Source organism: Runella sp. CRIBMP (assembly GCF_009905605.1).
In the GTDB taxonomy this organism is placed as follows: Bacteria; Bacteroidota; Bacteroidia; order Cytophagales; family Spirosomataceae; genus Runella.
Genome location: NZ_JAAAKZ010000001.1, coordinates 305,621 through 324,769, shown reverse-complemented (window position 1 = coordinate 324,769; position 19,149 = coordinate 305,621). Strand labels below are relative to the sequence as shown.

Annotated in this window: 13 protein-coding genes; 7 read left to right on the top strand and 6 right to left on the bottom strand. The window is 45.2% G+C overall.

The genetic code is table 11. The features are described 5' to 3' along the window. Nucleotides 1–9: 9 nt before the first annotated feature. Nucleotides 10–3,249, bottom strand: coding sequence for a SusC/RagA family TonB-linked outer membrane protein (locus tag GVN20_RS01410; RefSeq protein WP_166556624.1), 3,240 nt, complete (start codon nt 3,247–3,249; stop codon nt 10–12). Between the two features lie 177 nt (nt 3,250–3,426). Here GVN20_RS01410 and GVN20_RS01405 point away from each other — a divergent pair, with 177 nt between their 5' ends. From GVN20_RS01405 to GVN20_RS01395, 3 genes are all read left to right on the top strand, one after another. Next, entirely contained in the window at nt 3,427–4,710 is a 1,284-nt protein-coding gene (locus GVN20_RS01405) for a sterol desaturase family protein (protein WP_166556623.1), read from the top strand. A gap of 108 nt (nt 4,711–4,818) precedes the next feature. Next, complete coding sequence (locus GVN20_RS01400) at nt 4,819–5,592, top strand: serine protease (RefSeq protein WP_166556622.1); 774 nt, start codon at nt 4,819–4,821, stop codon at nt 5,590–5,592. Nucleotides 5,593–5,613: 21 nt separating this feature from the next. Beyond that, nucleotides 5,614–6,318 carry an SDR family NAD(P)-dependent oxidoreductase gene (locus tag GVN20_RS01395; protein ID WP_166556621.1) on the top strand — a complete coding sequence of 235 codons (705 nt, stop codon included), beginning with the start codon at nt 5,614–5,616 and terminating at the stop codon, nt 6,316–6,318. Between the two features lie 36 nt (nt 6,319–6,354). Here the strand turns inward: GVN20_RS01395 and GVN20_RS01390 are convergent, their stop codons facing one another. The 4 genes from GVN20_RS01390 to GVN20_RS01375 form a co-directional block, all read right to left on the bottom strand. Then, complete coding sequence (locus GVN20_RS01390; RefSeq protein ID WP_166556620.1) at nt 6,355–6,984, bottom strand: outer membrane lipoprotein carrier protein LolA; 630 nt, start codon at nt 6,982–6,984, stop codon at nt 6,355–6,357. 181 nt (nt 6,985–7,165) lie between these two features. Further along, on the bottom strand, nt 7,166–9,694 hold the full coding sequence (locus tag GVN20_RS01385; protein ID WP_166556619.1) for a DNA translocase FtsK: 2,529 nt from the start codon (nt 9,692–9,694) through the stop codon (nt 7,166–7,168). Nucleotides 9,695–9,864: 170 nt separating this feature from the next. Next, on the bottom strand, nt 9,865–10,917 hold the full coding sequence (locus tag GVN20_RS01380; RefSeq protein WP_166556618.1) for a quinone-dependent dihydroorotate dehydrogenase: 1,053 nt from the start codon (nt 10,915–10,917) through the stop codon (nt 9,865–9,867). A gap of 76 nt (nt 10,918–10,993) precedes the next feature. Then, complete coding sequence (locus GVN20_RS01375; protein WP_229598940.1) at nt 10,994–12,739, bottom strand: hypothetical protein; 1,746 nt, start codon at nt 12,737–12,739, stop codon at nt 10,994–10,996. Nucleotides 12,740–12,842: 103 nt separating this feature from the next. Here GVN20_RS01375 and GVN20_RS01370 point away from each other — a divergent pair, with 103 nt between their 5' ends. Next, nucleotides 12,843–14,000, top strand: a complete 1,158-nt coding sequence (locus GVN20_RS01370; RefSeq protein ID WP_114463714.1) for an acyltransferase — start codon at nt 12,843–12,845, stop codon at nt 13,998–14,000. Here GVN20_RS01370 and GVN20_RS01365 read toward each other — a convergent pair. Beyond that, nucleotides 13,986–14,792 carry a polysaccharide deacetylase family protein gene (locus GVN20_RS01365; protein WP_166556616.1) on the bottom strand — a complete coding sequence of 269 codons (807 nt, stop codon included), beginning with the start codon at nt 14,790–14,792 and terminating at the stop codon, nt 13,986–13,988. The two genes, GVN20_RS01370 and GVN20_RS01365, sit on opposite strands and share 15 nt — an antisense overlap. A gap of 133 nt (nt 14,793–14,925) precedes the next feature. On the opposite strand from GVN20_RS01365, the gene upp reads away from it, so the two are divergent. From upp to GVN20_RS01350, 3 genes are read left to right on the top strand one after another with little or no spacing between them, the layout of a single operon-like run. Then, on the top strand, nt 14,926–15,570 hold the full coding sequence (upp, locus tag GVN20_RS01360) for a uracil phosphoribosyltransferase (RefSeq protein WP_114067819.1): 645 nt from the start codon (nt 14,926–14,928) through the stop codon (nt 15,568–15,570). Then, the gene (locus GVN20_RS01355; RefSeq protein WP_166556615.1) at nt 15,536–18,676 is read left to right on the top strand and encodes a sensor histidine kinase; all 3,141 of its coding nucleotides are present in this window, start codon (nt 15,536–15,538) and stop codon (nt 18,674–18,676) included. The genes upp and GVN20_RS01355 overlap by 35 nt, the downstream gene beginning before the upstream one ends. Nucleotides 18,677–18,706: 30 nt before the next feature. Then, a complete protein-coding gene (locus tag GVN20_RS01350; protein ID WP_166556614.1) occupies nt 18,707–19,132 on the top strand; it encodes a barstar family protein in 426 nt (141 codons plus the stop codon). Nucleotides 19,133–19,149: the final 17 nt, after the last annotated feature.

The window sequence follows — 19,149 nt, the reverse complement described above, 5'->3', positions numbered from 1 at the left end:
GTCGATGATTTAGAAGGTCAAACTCAATTTAACGCCCAAGCTGCGCGAGGTAGGATAACTCATATCTTCCACGCCCGACAAAAATTTCTGTCCCTGAAAGGCCGTTTGCTCGGGGTCAAAATGGCGCATATCGCTGATGGCAAACACATTCCGCGCTACCAACGAAACACTGATGGATTGAATGTGCTTTCCCAACGCAGAAGCGGGCAGTTGGTAGCCCAATTGCACTTCTCTCAGTTTCACATACGACGCATTGTAGGTATTATTTTCTTCGTGATTGCGGTCATAATACTGACGATAATACGTTTCGGCCGACACCGCCACGGTATTGGGTTGATAGACGGGACTTTCGGTGGTTCCGGTATTCACCACGCCTTTGGCCACAATACCCGTCTCAGGACGGTCAGCGGTTTCGATCAATTGGCCACCCACAGCTGCCAGCGCCAACGTGCGCGATACCAAAATCCCGCCCTGCCGCCAATCGACCAAAAACGCAGCGTTGATGTTTTTATAGGTGAAATTGTTATTGAAACCCACCATAAAATCAGGATTGTAATTACCCAACTTTTTCAAGGTGTTATCCGCAATGTACCCGCCCGTTTTGTTGATCACAAAGTCGCCATTGGCGTTTTTCAGATAGCCCGTTCCCCACATATCACCCATTCGTCCACCTTCCTGCACCTGGTACCAAACCGTCTGATTGACAATATCATACACGCGATTGTAAGCCAACGTAATGGTCTTGACCTGCTCAGGCAATGATTCTACCCGATTGCGATAAGCGGTAAAATTGATCAACGTATTCCATTTAAAACGCCGCCCGCGCACCGGAGTAATATCTGCGATGGCTTCCAAACCTTTGCTCCGAACCGCACCGCCGTTGACATTTTGCTGTACATATCCCGATGAAACCGCAATCGGCAGCGAGAGGATCTGATTTTTATTTAACGAGTTAAAATAGGTCACATCCAACTTCAGGCGGTCGTTGAAAAAACGCACATCGGTTCCAAATTCCACAGACGTGATGCTCTCGGGCTTGAGATTGGCATTGGGAATAAAATTTTGGTCACTGAAACTCGGCAACCCACCCACGGGCGTACGCGACGTAAAAGTTCCGTTGGTCTGGAACGGATTGGTGTCATTGCCCACCTGCGCGTAACTCGCTCGGACTTTCAGAAAAGAAATAATTTCGGGCAATTTGATGGCGTTGGAAACCACAAACCCCGCCGAAACCGACGGATAAAAAAACGACGTATTGGCCACCGAAGTAGCCGTAGCCAACGCGCTCGACCAATCATTACGGCCCGTAATATCCACAAACAGCATATTTTTAAACCCGAATTTGGCAATGCCGTACAGGCTGTTGATGCGTTTGTTATCCGCATTTTGAAAGTATTCCAACGGCGACGAAGCATTCGCCAACGAATACACGCCCGGTTGCGCCAGCGACAGAGCCTGTATCTGCTCCAAGTTGGCTTTGCGGTTCATTTGATTGCCTCCCACCGATACATCTACCGAAAAATCGCTGAGCGTTTTAGAATAATTTGCCAGAAAATCGGAGTTTATTTCCCGATAAAAAACGTTTTGCTCCGCATACGCTCCCGTTTTAAAACGATTGGAACTGAACGCTCTTCTGAACGTGCGATCTTCGTTTTGGTAATCCATGCCCGTCCGTACTGTCAGCGAAAGTTCTTTGGTGAAATCATATTTCAAGGATACATTTCCAAATAACCGATCGCGGTTGAACGCGTTGCGGTTTTCGAGTAATGTAAAATAGGGATTGTCGAAAAACGTGTAGTTGTACGAATACTGCTGCACATTTTCCAGTCCCGGCTGCCAATACTCTTTTAATGAGTTTATATCGGTAGACCTTCCCAACCAACCCACCATGGCATAGTTGGTGTTTTCGGAGCCGTATTTGGTCGCGGGACGATTTTTGCTGCCCGTATTCACATAATTGAGGGTCGACAGGATTTTCAGCGACGAAGTCGGGCTGAAGGTAAAAGCGGCTGAAACGGTTTTACGCTTCAGATCCACGCCCGGAATAATGGATTGGCTGGCTAAATCAGTTAATGAGAGGCGTGCGTTGTTTTTGTCATTGCCTGCCGTAAAGGCCAGATTATTAATACGGGTATAGCCTGTTTTATAAAAATCTTTGACGTTGTTGGGGTGAGACACAAACGGCGTCGGCGTAATGGGCAACCCGCCGTGAATCGCCAAATCACCGCCGCGCACCACTCGCCCATCGGGCAAGGTAACGGGGCTGTCAAACTGCGGAATCAAAAGCCCGGCGTCGAGTTTTGGCCCATAACTGTAGGTGATATTATCATTGACACCTCCGCCCAAGCCGTCTTTGAACGCAAACTTGCCACTGTTGCCCACGCCATATCCGTTCTGAAAAACGGGTAGTTTGAAGGCCGTTTCGGCATAGTTGGTTGAGTTGAACGACACGCCGATGCCTTTTTGAGTTCCTCCTGTTTTGGTCTTAATGATGATGACCCCGTTGGATGCCCGTGTTCCGTACAGGGCGGCGGCGGCCGGTCCTTTGAGCACCGTTACTTTATCGATGTCGTCGGGGTTGATGTCCATGGCACCGTTGCCAAAGTCAACTTCCTGAAAACCAGCGGCATCGTCGTTGACATTATTTACGATGGTGTTATTGTTGATAGGAATTCCATCTACCACAAACAAAGGGTTGGAATTGGTAAACGAAGACTCGCCCCGAATGGTAATCTTGGTCGAAGAGCCCACACCCGTGGTTCCGGCCGTGATGTTTAACCCCGCTACTCGTCCAGCCAAATTATCCAGAAAATTGGTGGATTTTACCTTGCTGATTTCACGGGCATCCACCTGTTGCACCGCAAAACCCAAGTTCTTAGACTCACGCTCCACGCCCAACGCAGTGACGATGACCTCGTCTAATAATTTACCTGGTTTCAGATAAACAGTCACATTGGCTTGATTGCCGATAGTTACTTCGGTAGTCTGAAAACCCACGAAGGAAATTTTAACTTTCTGAGTGTTTTCAGGAATAAGCAAACTAAAAACACCATTGATGTCGGTTATTACCCCCTCATTCGGTCCCGTATTAACAGATGCTCCCGCTAGTGGTTGAGCGGTTTCTGCATCCAAAACCGTCCCAGTCAATTTTTTGAGCTTTTGGGCTATAACGACGTGCGAACCCGCACAAAACAGCAACAATGAAAAACTAAAAATTTGAATGGACTTTTGTAAGTATAATAGCTTCATCGTAAAAAAATATACGTTTTAATAATATACGGTAAAACCCCATAAAGAGTTTTGACTTTTATGCACTGAGGTATTTATCCATGAATAGCACAATCAATTACTGATAAAATTAAATTATTTTTACCTTTGTACCACTAAAACAGTATGCTTGCCTACTACCTTTGAAGCACAATACGAATGGAAACCTACGGAAGAATTTTGCTCATTGCCATGCCCATTTTTTTGGGGTTAGTTTTACTGGAAAAAATCTACGGTTGGGCGGTCAAAAAACAGCCTTTCCGCACCATGGATATGCTCTCCAGCATGAGCTCAGGCTATACTAATATCATTAAGGATGTGTTGGGGCTGAGTGTTTCTATTTTAACGTACGGTTGGATGGTCGAACACTGGGCCATTTATACCATTCAGTCCACGATTGCCACTTACGCCGTGGCGTTCATCGCGCTTGATTTTTCGGGCTATTGGGTTCACCGTATGAGTCACGAAATCAACTTTTTTTGGAACAAACACGCCATCCATCACAGCAGCGAAGAATTTGATTTGGCCTGTGCGCTCCGGCAAAGCATCTCGTCGTTTGTCAGTTTGTTTACCATTTTTTTGCTCCCAGCTGCGTTGTTGGGCGTTTCGCCCACGGTCATTTCCATTGTTGCCCCTTTGCATCTTTTTGCCCAGTTCTGGTATCATACCGTGTATATCAATAAAATGGGCTTTTTAGAACACATCATCGTCACGCCTTCACACCACCGCGTGCATCATGCCATCAATCCCGAATATTTGGATAAAAACCACGGACAAATCTTTATCATTTGGGATAAACTTTTTGGAACATTTCAGAAAGAATTACCCCACGTTCCGCCCGTTTACGGCATTACACGACCAGCCCAAACGTGGAATCCCATTAAAATCAATTTCCAACACCTATGGCTGCTCATTAAGGATGCTTACCGCACCAACAGTTGGCGGGATAAACTTCGTATTTGGTTTATGCCCACAGGTTGGCGCCCAGCTGATGTTGAGGAAAAATACCCCGTTTCTAAAATTGATGACCCTTACCATTTTGAAAAATACGCTACCAAAGCCTCCACTACCCTTTTAGTTTGGACGTGGGTTCAGTTTTTGTTTACGTTTGCCCTCATCAATTATTTTTTTCTGAACATTGCCAAAATCGGCACGCCCAATATTTTTGTATACGGCGGCTTCATCTTCCTGAGCGTATTTGCCTATACCGAACTCATGGACCGCAACCCGTACGCTTTGGCATGGGAAGGGCTCAAAAACAGCATCGGGCTCTGGTTGATCTATACCACCGATTGGTTCGGCATCGGCCAGTCCTTGCCTTGGATCACGCTCGTGCTCAGTACGTATTTTGTGCTTGCCACTATTATTACCGGTCTGTTTGTTTGGTTCGATATTCGCAAAGATCATGCCGCTCAACCTGAAAAGAAATGGGCAACTGCCTGATAATCTTTGGCCCAGGCATGATTTTTTAGTGAACTGATTAGCAAAACCGCTTGTTGTTATCAGTTCACTAATCGGTTTGCCTCACTTTGCGGCAAATACCTTACAATTATGAATCGTTTACGGGTTGAAAATTCGGGGTTTGCTCCCTACCGATATATATGCCTTTTAGAAATTTTTCGCGTCGACTTTGAAGGAAACCCTCTGCCCTACGTCAGTCGCTCGACGGGCTTTTTGGTTGACAAAAATGTCATCATTACGGCGGGACATTCGCTGAATGAAACAGAATCACGCATCAGTCATTTTAAGGTGTATCCCTTCATCAATGCGGTGTTACCACCGCATATCTATTGGGTAGACATTCCCCCCTTCACGTTTAAAATCCACTCAATTCCTGACTACAAAAATCCAAATTGTTACGTTAAAGACGATTTTGGCGCAATAATGTTGGATACGGACGCCGTTTATCAGCAGATGGGAGGGCACTTTGATTGGAACGAGAACTACTTAGTAGCCGAAAATTTGACCGAAAACAGCCCCATTCACATTGCAGGCTACCCCATCGACAAGGCTGATTTTGAGATGTGGAGGGAAGAAGGCCGAGTCATTGAGGTTACGAAACACTGCCTTATCCATTCATTCACCACGACCCAACGAAACAGCGGCTCACCAATATGGATTGAGCACCAAGGCCGATTCATGGTCGTGGGCATACACGTATCTGGCAACGCTGCCTCCTGCGGCTACCGGCCCGAAAACCGTAAATTCGGAAGTGCCGTGTTGCTTACCAAGCACGTATATGATATCATTTCGGGATGGATAGCTTCGCGTAATCAAACTTTTTCGCAACAGTCTTTTAAACACTCTTCGTACACATTTGGTTAAAATGACAAACGTAAACCTACTATGTCATTTCAGGGAAAGAATATTTTGATTGTTGGGGCAAGTTCAGGCATTGGGTACGCCCTTGCCAAAACATTGGAAACCGAAGGAGCTGTGCTTTTTACCGCTTCGCGAACAGCCCCCGAAAATCTAAAAAGTCAACACATCACTTGGGACGTAACCCAACCAGCCACGGGTATTTTTGATGTCTTGCCAGATATACTCCACGGCATTGTGTATGCTCCGGGCACGATTTCGCTCAAGCCCTTTCAGCGCTTTTCGACGGCCGATTTTCAAGCCGATTTTCAAATCAATGTGTTGGGCGCGGTGGCCGTTTTGCAAGCCAATTTGGGCAGATTGCGTAAAGCAAACGGCGCATCTATTGTACTTTTTAGCACGGTAGCGGTACAGACTGGTATGGGATTTCACGCGTCAATCGCTACTTCCAAGGGGGCGATTGAAGGACTCACGCGTTCGTTGGCGGCAGAATTTGCAGCAGCCAAAATTCGCTGCAATGCCTTGGCACCTTCACTCACTGATACGCCTTTGGCGAGCGGTTTGCTTTCAAGCGATGAAAAACGGGAAGCCTCGGCCAAGCGACATCCACTGGGGCGCGTTGGCACTCCTGATGACGTAGCATCGGCTGCCAAGTGGCTGCTTTCTGACGAAGCAAGCTGGGTAACGGGGCAGATAATTGGCGTAGATGGAGGCATCGGGAAGTTGAAATAACTCCCCGATGTTATTTTTGTAAGAAATAATTCTGACTTATCGAAGGTCAATTACCTCTACCCCTTTGAATTGGGCAGGATCAAAAGCGAAGAATTTATCTTCCACCTTTACATTGGGCGTAAGCTTATCTACTTTAAACGTCAGGCGCTGTCCGCTGCGCTGGATTACTTTCCAACTCCTGACGGATTTGTCTTTTTTGTCTACTTTAATCTGGACTTTAGACACCTTACTTTCTTTCTTTTCGGGCGAAAGCTCTACTACTTCATACACGCGTCCGCTTTCGGTGACTTCTTCGATAAACACGTATTTGTAGCCTTTTTTGTAGATGGTATACACCTTCGTCGGGTCAATGTCGCCCACTTCTTTAGGATCGTAGGTATTGATGGTCGCTTCGTTGCTTTCTTTGATGTAGGTGGTCATCACCTTGCCATCATTAAAAATTTCTTGACCAGCCATTTTCAACCGAAACTTCGTTCCTTTTACGGTCGCGTCCCCTTTCAGGGTTTCTTTGGAGCCTTCATTGGTATACGTGAAGGCAACCTTGAACGAGGTCATTGTTTTGTACTTATTGCTCATCGCGTCTAAGATAGCGGTGGCACGTTTGTCATTTTGGGCTTGGAGGAGCGTAGTCGCAAAGAGCGATGCTATAACCAAAAATTTTCTCATTGTCGTAGGTTTAATTACTCTTTTTAGACAGTTTTTCCTTTTGATGGTTTAAAAACTGTACCGTAATAACAAAATATACGTTGCAAAGTTACCACAAGTCCGTTAACAAGCGACAAAACCTTTACAAACAGCTACGTGCTGTTCGATGAAAACGTCAAAGGCTGGCTTATACTTTCTTCAATTAAAAGTTTTTGAGCATTTGTTCCAACGATGCAATATCAGTAATGAGTACTTCACGCGCTTTGCTTCCCTCAAAAGGCCCCACAATACCCGCCGCTTCCAGTTGGTCCATGATGCGCCCCGCGCGGTTGTAGCCCAGTTTAAGCTTGCGCTGAATCAACGATGTACTTCCCTGCTGACTGATAACGATAACTCGCGCAGCCTCATCAAACATAGAATCACGGTCGGCCAAGTCAACGGCTTCGCGGTCGGTTTCTTCATCGTCTCCGCTGAATTCAGGCAGGTTGTAAGCCGACGGATAACCGCGTTGGTTTCCGATAAAATCACACACTTCATCAATTTCGTCGGTATCGGCAAATGCACATTGTAAACGAATCATGTCTGAGCCCGACGAAAGCAGCATGTCTCCCATACCCACCAGTTGCTCAGCTCCGCCCGTATCCAGAATGGTGCGAGAATCTATTTTTGAGGTAACTCTAAAAGACAAACGTGCGGGGAAGTTGGCTTTAATCAAACCCGTAATCACATTAACGGAAGGGCGTTGCGTAGCAACTACCAAGTGAATGCCGATGGCCCGCGCCAACTGCGCCAAACGCGCAATGGGCTGCTCTACTTCTTTGCCAGCGGTCATCATCAAATCAGCCAACTCGTCGATAACCAGCACAATATAAGGCAGAAAACAATGCCCGCGCTCGGGACTCAACTGCCTTTGCGTAAACTTAGCGTTGTACTCTTTGACGTTGCGAACGCCCGCTTCTTTCAACAAATTGTAGCGATTGTCCATCTCAATACAGAGGGAATTGAGCGTATGAACCACTTTTTTGGTATCCGTAATGATGGCTTCTTCGCTGTTGGGAAGCTTGGCCAAAAAATGCCGTTCAATTTTGTTAAACAACGTCAATTCCACCTTTTTCGGGTCCACCAACACAAATTTTAGCAACGCTGGGTGTTTTTTATAAATCAACGAAGCCAATAACACATTCAATCCGACTGATTTTCCCTGCCCTGTGGCACCCGCCATCAATAAGTGAGGCATTTTGGCCAAATCTGTGATAAAAAACTCGTTTGAAATGGTTTTTCCCAAGGCAACGGGCAAGTCAAACGTACTTTCCTGAAATTTCTTACTTGCTAATACCGACCGAATAGAGACCATTTCGCGGTTTTTGTTGGGCACTTCGATTCCGATGGTCCCTTTGCCGGGCATGGGCGCAATGATACGAATCCCCAACGCCGCCAAACTCAATGCTATATCATCTTCTAAGCTTTTAATTTTGGAAATACGTACCCCTGCTTCCGGAATAATCTCATACAGTGTAACGGTCGGCCCAATCGTTGCTTTGATGCTGGCAATACTTATACCATAGTTACCGAGCGTTTCCACAATCCGGTCTTTGTTGGCTTCCAACTCTTCTGCCGTTACTTTTGAGCTCCCTTCACCACGATTATGCAACAAATCAAGCGTTGGGAATTGGTAATTAGGCAAATCAAGCGTTGGGTCATAGGGCCCATGCTCGGCCACCAAATCGTTGGCTAAGTGGTCAGCATTCGCAAAGGGTACTACGGGAATTTTTGTGGTTGTTCCTGAAACGGGTATCTCATCCGCGGGGCTTTTCTCATCTGTCATCTCATCTGCATTTTCAACAATCAGCGTCAACCCACCAGAGACCGGTTTGGCCGCTGCTTTTCCGTTGGGTAGGTTCCCGTTCAATTCAATCGTTTTAGCTCTTTCAGCTTCAACGGTCACGGTTTCTTTTTTAGGCTGCGCAACGGCGGGAGCCACCACTTCTTCCTCCTCGTCTTCTACGGTTGGTTCAGAATATTTATCTTCTTCCGAAACCACTTCTAAATCAAGAGGCCTTGCTCTTCTTTTGATGGGGTTCTCAAATCGGTCGGCCAATTCATCAAATGAATTAATGCCGTGAAAATAAACGAGCACCGTTCCGAAGCCTCCCAAGACCACAAAGAAGCTCCCCCAGCCGATGTAATGGTCCATTAAACTATTGATTTCGTAGCCGATTCCACCGCACAGAAAACTCATCGAACGCACAGAATCCGTTTTTAAAACGAGAAATCCGAAAAACAGACTAAGCAAAAAAATGTACACTAAGGTGAGTTGTGTGGTGCGTTGGAGTGGTAATAATTCACGCTTTTGCGCAATTTTAAAACCGATCAGAAACAGCAAAAACGGAAACCCTAAAGCCGCTATCCCAAACCACCGAAAGATAAAAAAGTGGGAAAGCAACAGGCCAAAAAATCCCATTCCGTTTTGAGTCTCCTGGGAAGAGATGCGAAGTTTAGTGGTAAAAGCAGAATCCACCACGCTTTGGTCAGCCGCGCCCGTAAACAGATACCACACAAAGGCGCCCAGCATGTACAGCGACAAGAACACCAATGCCCAACCCCACATTTTTTGTTTGCGCGGATCTGAAGGCATTTGCTTAAACGGGGCGTTCGGTTGCCCCATATCGCTGCCGGCAGTGCTTTTTCGCTCACGCTTTTGGGGCGTTGAAGGAATAACATTCTTAGCCATCGATGAAAAAAGGTTAATGTTTATCAATGAATCGTTAATGAGCGCAACTATCAAAAACCGATCAAAACGAAGACAGCCAGTGCGTACGGGTTCCCTGCATCATCCATGATGATGTATTCAAGTAGGGGGTATTCATGCGCAAGCGCTTTTTATGGGGTAAAATTGAAGCTCTATTTCAAGGATTTACAAATCCGCTTGGCCAAGGCCGGTCCTTCATAAATAAAACCCGTGTAAATCTGCACTAAACTCGCTCCTGCATCCAATTTTTCGCGGGCTTCTTCTGGTGAACCAATCCCTCCTACGCCAATGACGGGAAAGGAGTGATTTGACTTCTCGCAAATATAACGAATAACTTCGGTCGAACGATGTGTCAATGGGGCTCCGCTTAGCCCACCAGCTCCGATTTTTTTTACGGTTTCGCCATCGGTTGCCAAATCTGCGCGACTAATGGTCGTATTTGTGGCAATAACACCGGCTATTTTTGACGTAGTGACAATCTCGACGATATCGTCTAATTGGCTATCCGTCAAGTCGGGAGCAATTTTAAGAAGAATGGGTTTAGGGGCCTTTCCTACTACGGATGATTGCCGATTTTCCAATTCTAGACTTCTTTTCTTTAAGGACAACAAAATCTTGGTTAAAGGCTCTTTTTCTTGTAAGTCGCGCAGGCCAGGCGTATTGGGCGAACTTACATTCACTACAAAATAGTCAACGGTATCGTAAAGCTCGTCAAAACATTTGAGGTAATCATCGAGGGCATTTTCGTTGGGCGTTAGCTTATTTTTACCAATATTTCCCCCAATCAGGATGTTGGTTTTACGTTGACGCAGTCGTTTGGCCGCCGCCGCCGCTCCCTGATTATTGAACCCCATGCGATTGATGAGCGCCCGGTCGGGCTTCAACCGAAACAACCTTGGTTTATCATTTCCAGGTTGGGGCAAAGGCGTTAGGGTCCCGATTTCAACAAAGCCAAAGCCCAAACACGCCATTTCTTCTACGAGCTCCGCATTTTTGTCAAATCCAGCGGCCAAGCCTACGGGATTTTTAAACTTCAGGCCAAAAACTTCCCGCTCCAGCGAAGGGTCTTCGTAGGTAAATAATTGCCTGAACAAAAGCGGAACGCCTGGAATTTTAAACAAGAATTGGAGGGTTCCGCACACAAAATGATGCACCTGCTCGGCATCAAAGCGAAACAAAATCGGAAGGATGAGCCACTTATACATGGCCACAAAAGTAATAAAAAAATAATCGTCGGACGGTTTAAAACCGTTCGACGATTGGATTACGGCCAATTAACCCTTAAAATACCTGTTGGCGATAGGGGATATTGAGTCGAATCCCAAACGTAGCCGAGGTTGTACTCAAGTTTTGGGATTCCAACGGACTCTCCTGTTGACGTACCATCAATCGACCATCAATGAAAAAATTATGTTTGAGCATATACGACATCCTCATGTCGGCAAAAGTGGTGTTGACGGGCGTTCCCTGGCCGATAAAATTGCCTACGTCCCGCGCCCGAAAGTCATCGTAGGGGCGATAAATATTGCCACCATAATTCCATGAATCCGAATCTACGCCTCGCTTAGAGTAGGTAAACGTGCCGTAAACCGTCAAACGGCGCGTGGGCTGATAGCGGAGTAAGCCCACCACTTCCCAAAAATTTGCCCCCAGTGGGTGCGCCAATGATTGATCATAATGCACATAATTATTGAATCCATTTTTGTGCGAATAAGTAAAAGGGCGCGCCACGTTGTATTCAGCCTGTAAATCTAAGTTCTTGATACCCAAGGCATCCACGTATTTAAGACCCGCCTGAAATGCATATTTTTTACCCCAAGAACCATTTTTTCCAAAATATTCGGAGGTTTTGAACTCATCCAACATGAATTGGCTATAAAATCCAAAGTGTTTGAGAAAATTCCAACGAAAATCCACCCCTAGCAAAGCATTGTCAGAACTGCCCAAATAGGTTTCGAGGTAGCGGTAAAAGATGATAGGATTGAGATAATTGAGGTCAAAGGTGTTGTTTTCTCTCCCAAATACTTCTGCCTCATAGATACCCAAGCTGATGTTTTTGGATAAGTTGATGCTGAGGTGGTGAATAGCGGCAAATTTTTTGTTGATAGGCTCTTCGGGCCTCCGACCCACTTGGTTGTAGAGCATGTTCGCCCAAAGGTTGGTATACTGGAATCGCCCCAACTGTGTCGTCATTTTTAGGAATAAGTAAGGCGAACTCCAGTCCGAGAGCAACATAGAGCGGTATCCGCTCCCCATCACGTTTTTATCGTGTCCAAATTGAAGATTGATTTGTTTGATAGGATTGAAAGTAATGTACCCTCTGGCCGAAATAAAATCTACCCCATACGTGCGGATGCTTTTGACAAAACTTTCACCGGGCAATACATACAGCGGATAGCCCAAATAGATTTCTCGAACGTTGAGGGTATAATCTCGTACATACTTACCAAACATTCCCTGCGTATCGGTAACGTAGGTATAAAAACCCAGTTTTTTACCAATAACGCCTCGCATCTCCACCCCCCGTGCCGTCAGCCACAAATAATCTTTGGAGCTGTTTTCTCCGCCTAAAATCAAATGCGTGACAGGGCTTAAATGCAAATCTAAATCCTTGTTTTGAATAGAATAAAAATCAGAAGGCCGCTCGTAGAAACGTTTCATAAACCGTTTTTGGCTCATTGGCGTTTTGTTAGTAGACCACTCCCAGTTATCCTGCCGTAAATAATGAAGATTAAAATAGTCTATGTCGTTGAGCGGCATGGTACGGTCAGCCTCGATACTGTCTAATAGACTCACCACCGCCTTGCGCTGAAATGGCTTCACCCCAATATGAAAATCTTCGGACAAGCGGCCCCGACGAATTTCAAAACGGTCAATCAAATGATAGTAGTCATCGTTGAGTGGCACAAACTGTGATTGGGCAAAAGAAGGTATTTGTAAAACCAACAACCATAAGAAACCGTAGAAGCTACCCCGCACAAAACACCGCTCTTTTTCCGTGCTTCTTCCCTGTTTCTGTAATCCCATAAGCAGTAGTAATTGTCTAAAACTCATATACGCTGTTAAATTATATCGCTACTTGGCGCAAATTAAGTTATTTTTGTAGCTCTTTAAACAATAGTTTATCCTCTTGAGTAAGTCTTCAAATACCGTATATTTCCCCAATCTTAACGGCGTGCGCTTTATTGCCGCCTTTTCGGTACTCATACACCATATTGAGCAAGTCAAAGAAGTGTTCAAAATTCCGCATTTTTATGATTATCACCTCATAAAAAGTATGGGAAAATTGGGGGTTGATTTATTTTTCGTACTGAGCGGCTTTTTGATTACCTATCTTTTGCTGCACGAAAAAGGCCGTTTTGGGGCCATCAATACCCGTGATTTCTACATTCGGCGTATTTTGCGGATTTGGCCGCTCTATTTTTTAATTGTCATTTTAGCTTTTTTTGTCTTTCCTCATATCCCCTTTTTTGTAGCACCAAACAACGAGATTTCGTTCATGGCGCACAATTTTTATGAGCGTTTGTCACTTTTTTTGATTGTTTTACCCAACATTGGCTTCATCCTTTACGGCTCGCCTTACTTATCAGCCCAAACCTGGTCCATCGGTGTAGAAGAACAATTCTATTACCTCTGGCCTTGGATTATTCAACACCTAACCTGGAAACGCCTGTTAATTACACTAACCGTTTTTTCACTGGGAACTTTCGGTGTGTTTTATGTTTATTACCATTGGGTGGGCAATACGTTCTATGCAAACAACGTGCCTGAAATTATCCGCTTCTTTTTCAGTCAATTCCGTATTTTAACCCTCGTCACCGGGGGCGGCTGTGCGATGCTGGTCTACTACCGCAAAGAAAAAATCCTTAATGTACTTTTTCGCAAAGATGTCCAAATCGTAGTTTACGGTCTACTGCTTTTTTGTCTTGCTACGGGTGTTCACATCAACCACGTCAACTTAGAATTTTACGGGCTATTTTTTGCGTATTTTATTCTCAACGTTTCGAGCAACCCCCGCTCAATTGTCAACTTAGAATACGGCTGGATTTCGTACCTCGGTAAAATCTCCTACGGACTTTATATCTACCAAACAGCTTTTATTGTGTTAAGCGTCCACCTCATTCAATGGGCTTTTGGCAAAGACTTACCACATCTTACCTTCAACCTCATTCTTTATCCGCTGGCTACCTTTCTAACCGTCGGTGTGTCGGCGTTGTCGTATCACTATTTTGAAAAACCTTTTTTGAAACTAAAAGAGCGATTCAGCTCACACTCAACGACCCGATAATTGAATCAGTTCCGCCATTGTGTACGATTTGAGGCCCATTCGTTGGGCTTCGGCCAGCACATTTTCCAACCGACTCACCGAAAACGCGTACGGCTCATCTGATGCCACAAACAAAGGGCGGTGCCCCAAAAGCATCAGAACGGAATGTGTATTTTTGGCACGAATCAAGCCATCCTTCAATTGCGCATCGGTGATGTTAGTGTATTGATCAATCAACAGCGAATGTACTTTAGGGTTGCCGTCAAAATGGTAGTAAATATCGTCGATGGCAAAAACGGGCTGCCGAAAAGTAAGCCAAGACACTCGTCGCTCGGTCATGGACACATCACGCAACAGCGTAAAATAATCTTTCAGCAGGCGTCGGTCCGTGTACCACGTTTGTTGGCCACCTACGTGCGCAAAAGTCACGGGATTAAAGCCCGCTTTACGCATGGAAAGCAGCTCGGCTTCGATTTCATAACGGTAAAAATCTTCCAACGCTCCTCCGCCCCGCAGCCAATCCAATACCCGAATATGCGCGGCTCCGTGGGCTCCGATTTCGTGGCCGTCGCGCACCAATTGGTGCAACTGCCCAATTTCTTTGGGCGTAAGGCTGTCAAACTGCGTAACGTAAAAAGTAGCCTTGGCGTTATATTTCTTTAATAAAGGCCGCAGGCGGGTCCATTCTTCTACGTAGCGATCATCAAACGAAAGCGCAATGCCCGCAGCCGGGGTGTTTGTGTCCAGCGTTGAATCTTGGCATCCAGATAGGCCCAAGCCAATAATTGGCAACAGAAGCAGTAGCTTTTTCATGCGTTTTGGGAGCGGAGATTTGGGTGGATTCCAAACCCTGTTCTATTTCACTTTGCTTTTCCGCAAATGAGTTCGTATTATCGTTGCTACAAATGTAACGCCACAAAACCAAACCGCCTATTTCATCTTCATTATGTTTGTCCTTACTCAACAACCATCAATTGCTAATCATTTTTTAGCCGAGCTGCGCGATGTCAATATTCAGCAGGACCGCCTGCGTTTTCGTCGTAATTTAGAGCGGGTAGGTGAACTTTTGGCCTATGAAATCTCAAAATCGTTGCCGTATCGTCAGGCCGACGTTGTTACCCCATTGGGCAAAGCCTCTACGCGGTTGTTACGACAACCTCCAGTGTTAGCCACAATTCTACGCGCCAGCCTACCTTTTCACCAAGGTTTTCTGCATTTTTTTGACCAAGCCGACAACGCGTTTATCGGTGCTTACCGAGGGCATCACATCGGCGACGACGAGTTTGAAGTAGAAATGGATTACATCACAGCCCCCGATTTGCAGGATCGCACACTGATTTTGATGGACCCGATGCTCGCCACGGGACGTTCTATTGAGAAAGTGTATCACGCCTTGTTGCGTTTTGGAATTCCCGCCCAAACCCACATTGCTGCCGTCATTGCCAGCCCAGAAGGAGTGTCGTATCTGCAAAATCGGATGTCTGAGTGCCGCCTTTGGGTAGGAGCCATTGACGAAAAACTGGACGCTCGCTACTACATCGTTCCTGGTTTAGGTGATGCGGGCGACCTCTCGTTTGGCCCTAAACTATAACTTTTCGCTCATCCAAACCATGTATTTACGGGGCTATCATATCAAACTATTGTTTTTATGGTGGGGCCTACGTTTTTCTACATTTGCCCAAATCCAATCACAACTCAACTTTGATAACTATACCCAACGAGAAGGACTAGCCTCCGATATTACGGTCGATGCCCTAAAGGATAAACGCGGTTTTCTCTGGATTGTAACCCGCAATGGATTGTGTCGTTATGACGGCCTTCATTTCAAAAATTACACCTATGACCCCACCGATATTCACGGCATCAGAGGGCGTAGACTCTACGCCATCACCGCCGACTCTACGGGCCGAATCTGGGTTAGTATGGAAACTGGAGTGTGCTATTATGACGAAACACACGACAACTTTCAGTACGTTTATTATAAAAAAAACAACGGGAGGTGGGTTTTTATGCCCATTCTGGCCGATGGCCCAAACATCTGGATAGCCGCCAACGGTGCGGGCCTGATGAAGTACAATTGGGTAAAAAAAAGACTTTTTGCCACGAAGCTAAGCGAGCGAAAAACCAACTATTTCTTACGGCTTTTTAAAAGCCGTAAAGGAGATATTTGGGTAGGCACAATTCACAGCGGGTTGTTCAGGTATTTTCCTAAAACCAATACTTACAAGGAATACGCCCACCAAGACCCAAACACCGAATACAGCGAAAAAAACGAAATTAACAGCATCACGGAAGATACCGAAGGTAAAATTTGGGTAGGGTCAGAAGGCGGGGGCGTTCAATCTCTTGAGGTAGAAAGTGGCAAATTTGCGTTGTATTATCCCGAACAGAAAAACCTCAAAAAGCCATTTGCTGTCATAAAAAAGGTAGCATTTTTTCCTCAACTTACTGGCGACTCTATTTTATGGTGCGGCACCTTCGGCAAAGGGCTATTTACTTTTAATATTCACACGCACGTTTTTACCAAAGCACTCGTCAATCCTCCCCTTGAGACGAATTTGGTCAGTCCATTTGTCAATAATTTTTACCTTGACAATCAAAAAAATCTGTGGATTATGACGCAAATGGGCGTCAGTAAAGTAGTTTTTGACGACAACCGAATTCGTTCTCTCAAGTTGCCTTTCCTACAAGAGCTGGGAAACCCTTACATCGACAACAGTATTTTTGAGTTAAAACCCGACCCCCACGATTCTAATATTTTGTGGATGGCTTCGTGGGGCTGCGGCGTGTTGAAATACGATTTTAAGCGTCAAAAACTACTCAAATCTTATCTGAATACCGATGCCAACGTGGGGCACCGAAACCTGCGCTCGGTCTATTTTGACCGCCAAAATCGGCTATGGGCAGGCACCGAAGACGGGCTTTTTTGGTATGATCCCGTTCATGATTCTTTTCAAGAATTTGCGCTTCAACCTTCCCATCAAGGTGCCAAGAAAGTAATTTATGACATCGTGGCCGACGCTTCTAATACGCTTTGGGTGGCTTCGAGCGGGGGAATTCTGCGCATTGATGCCCAAACCCAGCGCGGCCAACAGTTCAGCACGGAAGCGGGGCTTTCTGATTTTGTTGTCAACCGATTATTACTTGATAATCAACAGAATCTTTGGGTAGCAACCCGAAAAGGGCTTAATTATTTTGATACTAAAACGCACAAAATCACGCAGTTTATTCAGCAAAACCCTACCAACGACGACCTGAATGTGATTTTAGGAATGGATTTTGACCAAAAAGGTAAGCTTTGGATTGCCGCGCGAGGCGGCCTTTCGGTGTTGGATGTTCCGCAAAAAACGTTTAGGAATTTTACCGAAAAAGAGGGTTTCAATGCCAGTCAATGCAATGACTTATTTATTGATTCTGACCAAAATGTGTGGATAAGTACGCAGGGAAATTTGTATGTTTTTGACAAAAAAAATCAGAATTTTCGTCAATTTACGGTAAATGACGGCTTATTCGGCAGTTTTATGTACGACCGCATCAGCGCCGTTAATGGGCAACTTTTTGTTAATTTCATTGGGGCAGTCAGCTACTTTTGTCCTTCAAAGTTACTCCAAAACCCCGCCTCAGCCCCCTTGGTTTTTACTGGTTTTAAAGTGCTGGAGCAGGAAATTCCTTTTAATCAAAACCAAGTAGCCTCCTCGCCCATCAATATTCATTACCACCAAAATATCATTACCTTTGAATTTACGGCCTTGGACTTTATTAATCCCCAAAAAGCCGTATTTAGCCATAAACTAGAAGGGTTTGCCAACGACTGGTCAGCCCCTCACGCCAAGCATACTATTACATATACCAACCTCGACGGCGGAGACTACACTTTTTGGGTAAGAACACTCAATGATTCAGGAAAATGGAATGCCCCTATTTCCTTTAAAATATCAATTGAGCCGCCTTTTTGGAAAACTTGGTGGTTTCGTGCCCTGACATTGACGTCTCTCTTAGGGATTTTGTACTGGTTTTATCGGGCAAAATTGATCCAAGAACGCCGAGAAGCAAGCATTAGACAACAACGGGCTGAAGCAGAAAACAAGGCGCTACGGGCGCAAATGAACCCCCATTTTGTGTTCAATTGCATGAATACCATTGAGTATTATATACTTAGCAATCAGGCAGATAAAGCCTCCGCTTTTCTACAAAACTTCTCTCTTTTGGTAAGAAACATCTTAGAAAATTCACAGTATGACCTGATTCCACTCACGCAGGAGCTGGATACGTTGAAACTGTACATTGAGCTAGAAAAAGAACGCGCCGAAGGGGCTTTTTCTTACGACATAACGCTGGATGAAACCGTACCCAACAAATGCCAACTGCCACCGTTGATTCTACAGCCTTTTGTAGAAAATGCCATTCTGCACGGATTAAGGCACAAAACCAATGAAAAAGGACAGCTTTCCATTAAAATTTGGCAGGCCGATAAAAGCCTTTGGGTCGAAATTCAGGACAATGGTGTAGGCCGAAAAGCGGCCGCCGAAATTCATCAAAAACAACAACGCAAAAAACAATCGCTAGGCATGAAAGTAACCGCCGATCGAATATCAGCGCTTCCCACTACCGAAGGACAGCCCCGGGGGGCTTTTAAGGTGGAGGATATTTTTCCGACGGGTACGCGGGTTACGATTCAATTACCCCTTTATTTGTAAACAATAGTACAAATTTCAACTGATTAATTTATGGCAAACATTATCCTTTTGTCTTCCGAACAGGGCCTTACTAACTTTAAAAATTACAAACTCGCCCAAATCGACGGCACCAAAACCCAAACATTAAGCGATTTTTACAATGAAATCGAAAAAGCCCTTAATCTGCCTGATTTTGAACCAGATATGGATTTATTGGACGGCCTACTGAATGATTTATCGTGGATTAAACAAGCCAACATAGCACTCTACATCACGCATTTTGACGCTTTTCTAGCCCGCGAAAAAGAAAGAAAAATGGTTGAACTCCTCAGCCTATTGGATGCCACCGCCGAAGATTGGAAATGGCTCGACGATGATGATGACATCCCGAAGAAAAACATCAAAATTCTGATTCAACACAGCGAACGAGCAACGGCTATTTTAGAAAAAGAAGAAATCGCTTTTGTTACCATGTAAAAAGTGTGTTAAATCCA

Coding starts and splice junctions, on each gene's coding strand:
- GVN20_RS01375 (WP_229598940.1), bottom strand. CDS start 12,739: ATGGGATTACAGAAACAGGGAAGAAGCACGGAAAAAGAGCGGTGTTTT.
- GVN20_RS01380 (WP_166556618.1), bottom strand. CDS start 10,917: ATGTATAAGTGGCTCATCCTTCCGATTTTGTTTCGCTTTGATGCCGAG.
- upp (WP_114067819.1), top strand. CDS start 14,926: ATGTTTGTCCTTACTCAACAACCATCAATTGCTAATCATTTTTTAGCC.
- GVN20_RS01355 (WP_166556615.1), top strand. CDS start 15,536: ATGCGGGCGACCTCTCGTTTGGCCCTAAACTATAACTTTTCGCTCATC.
- GVN20_RS01410 (WP_166556624.1), bottom strand. CDS start 3,249: ATGAAGCTATTATACTTACAAAAGTCCATTCAAATTTTTAGTTTTTCA.
- GVN20_RS01390 (WP_166556620.1), bottom strand. CDS start 6,984: ATGAGAAAATTTTTGGTTATAGCATCGCTCTTTGCGACTACGCTCCTC.
- GVN20_RS01405 (WP_166556623.1), top strand. CDS start 3,427: ATGGAAACCTACGGAAGAATTTTGCTCATTGCCATGCCCATTTTTTTG.
- GVN20_RS01350 (WP_166556614.1), top strand. CDS start 18,707: ATGGCAAACATTATCCTTTTGTCTTCCGAACAGGGCCTTACTAACTTT.
- GVN20_RS01385 (WP_166556619.1), bottom strand. CDS start 9,694: ATGGCTAAGAATGTTATTCCTTCAACGCCCCAAAAGCGTGAGCGAAAA.
- GVN20_RS01395 (WP_166556621.1), top strand. CDS start 5,614: ATGTCATTTCAGGGAAAGAATATTTTGATTGTTGGGGCAAGTTCAGGC.
- GVN20_RS01400 (WP_166556622.1), top strand. CDS start 4,819: ATGAATCGTTTACGGGTTGAAAATTCGGGGTTTGCTCCCTACCGATAT.
- GVN20_RS01365 (WP_166556616.1), bottom strand. CDS start 14,792: ATGAAAAAGCTACTGCTTCTGTTGCCAATTATTGGCTTGGGCCTATCT.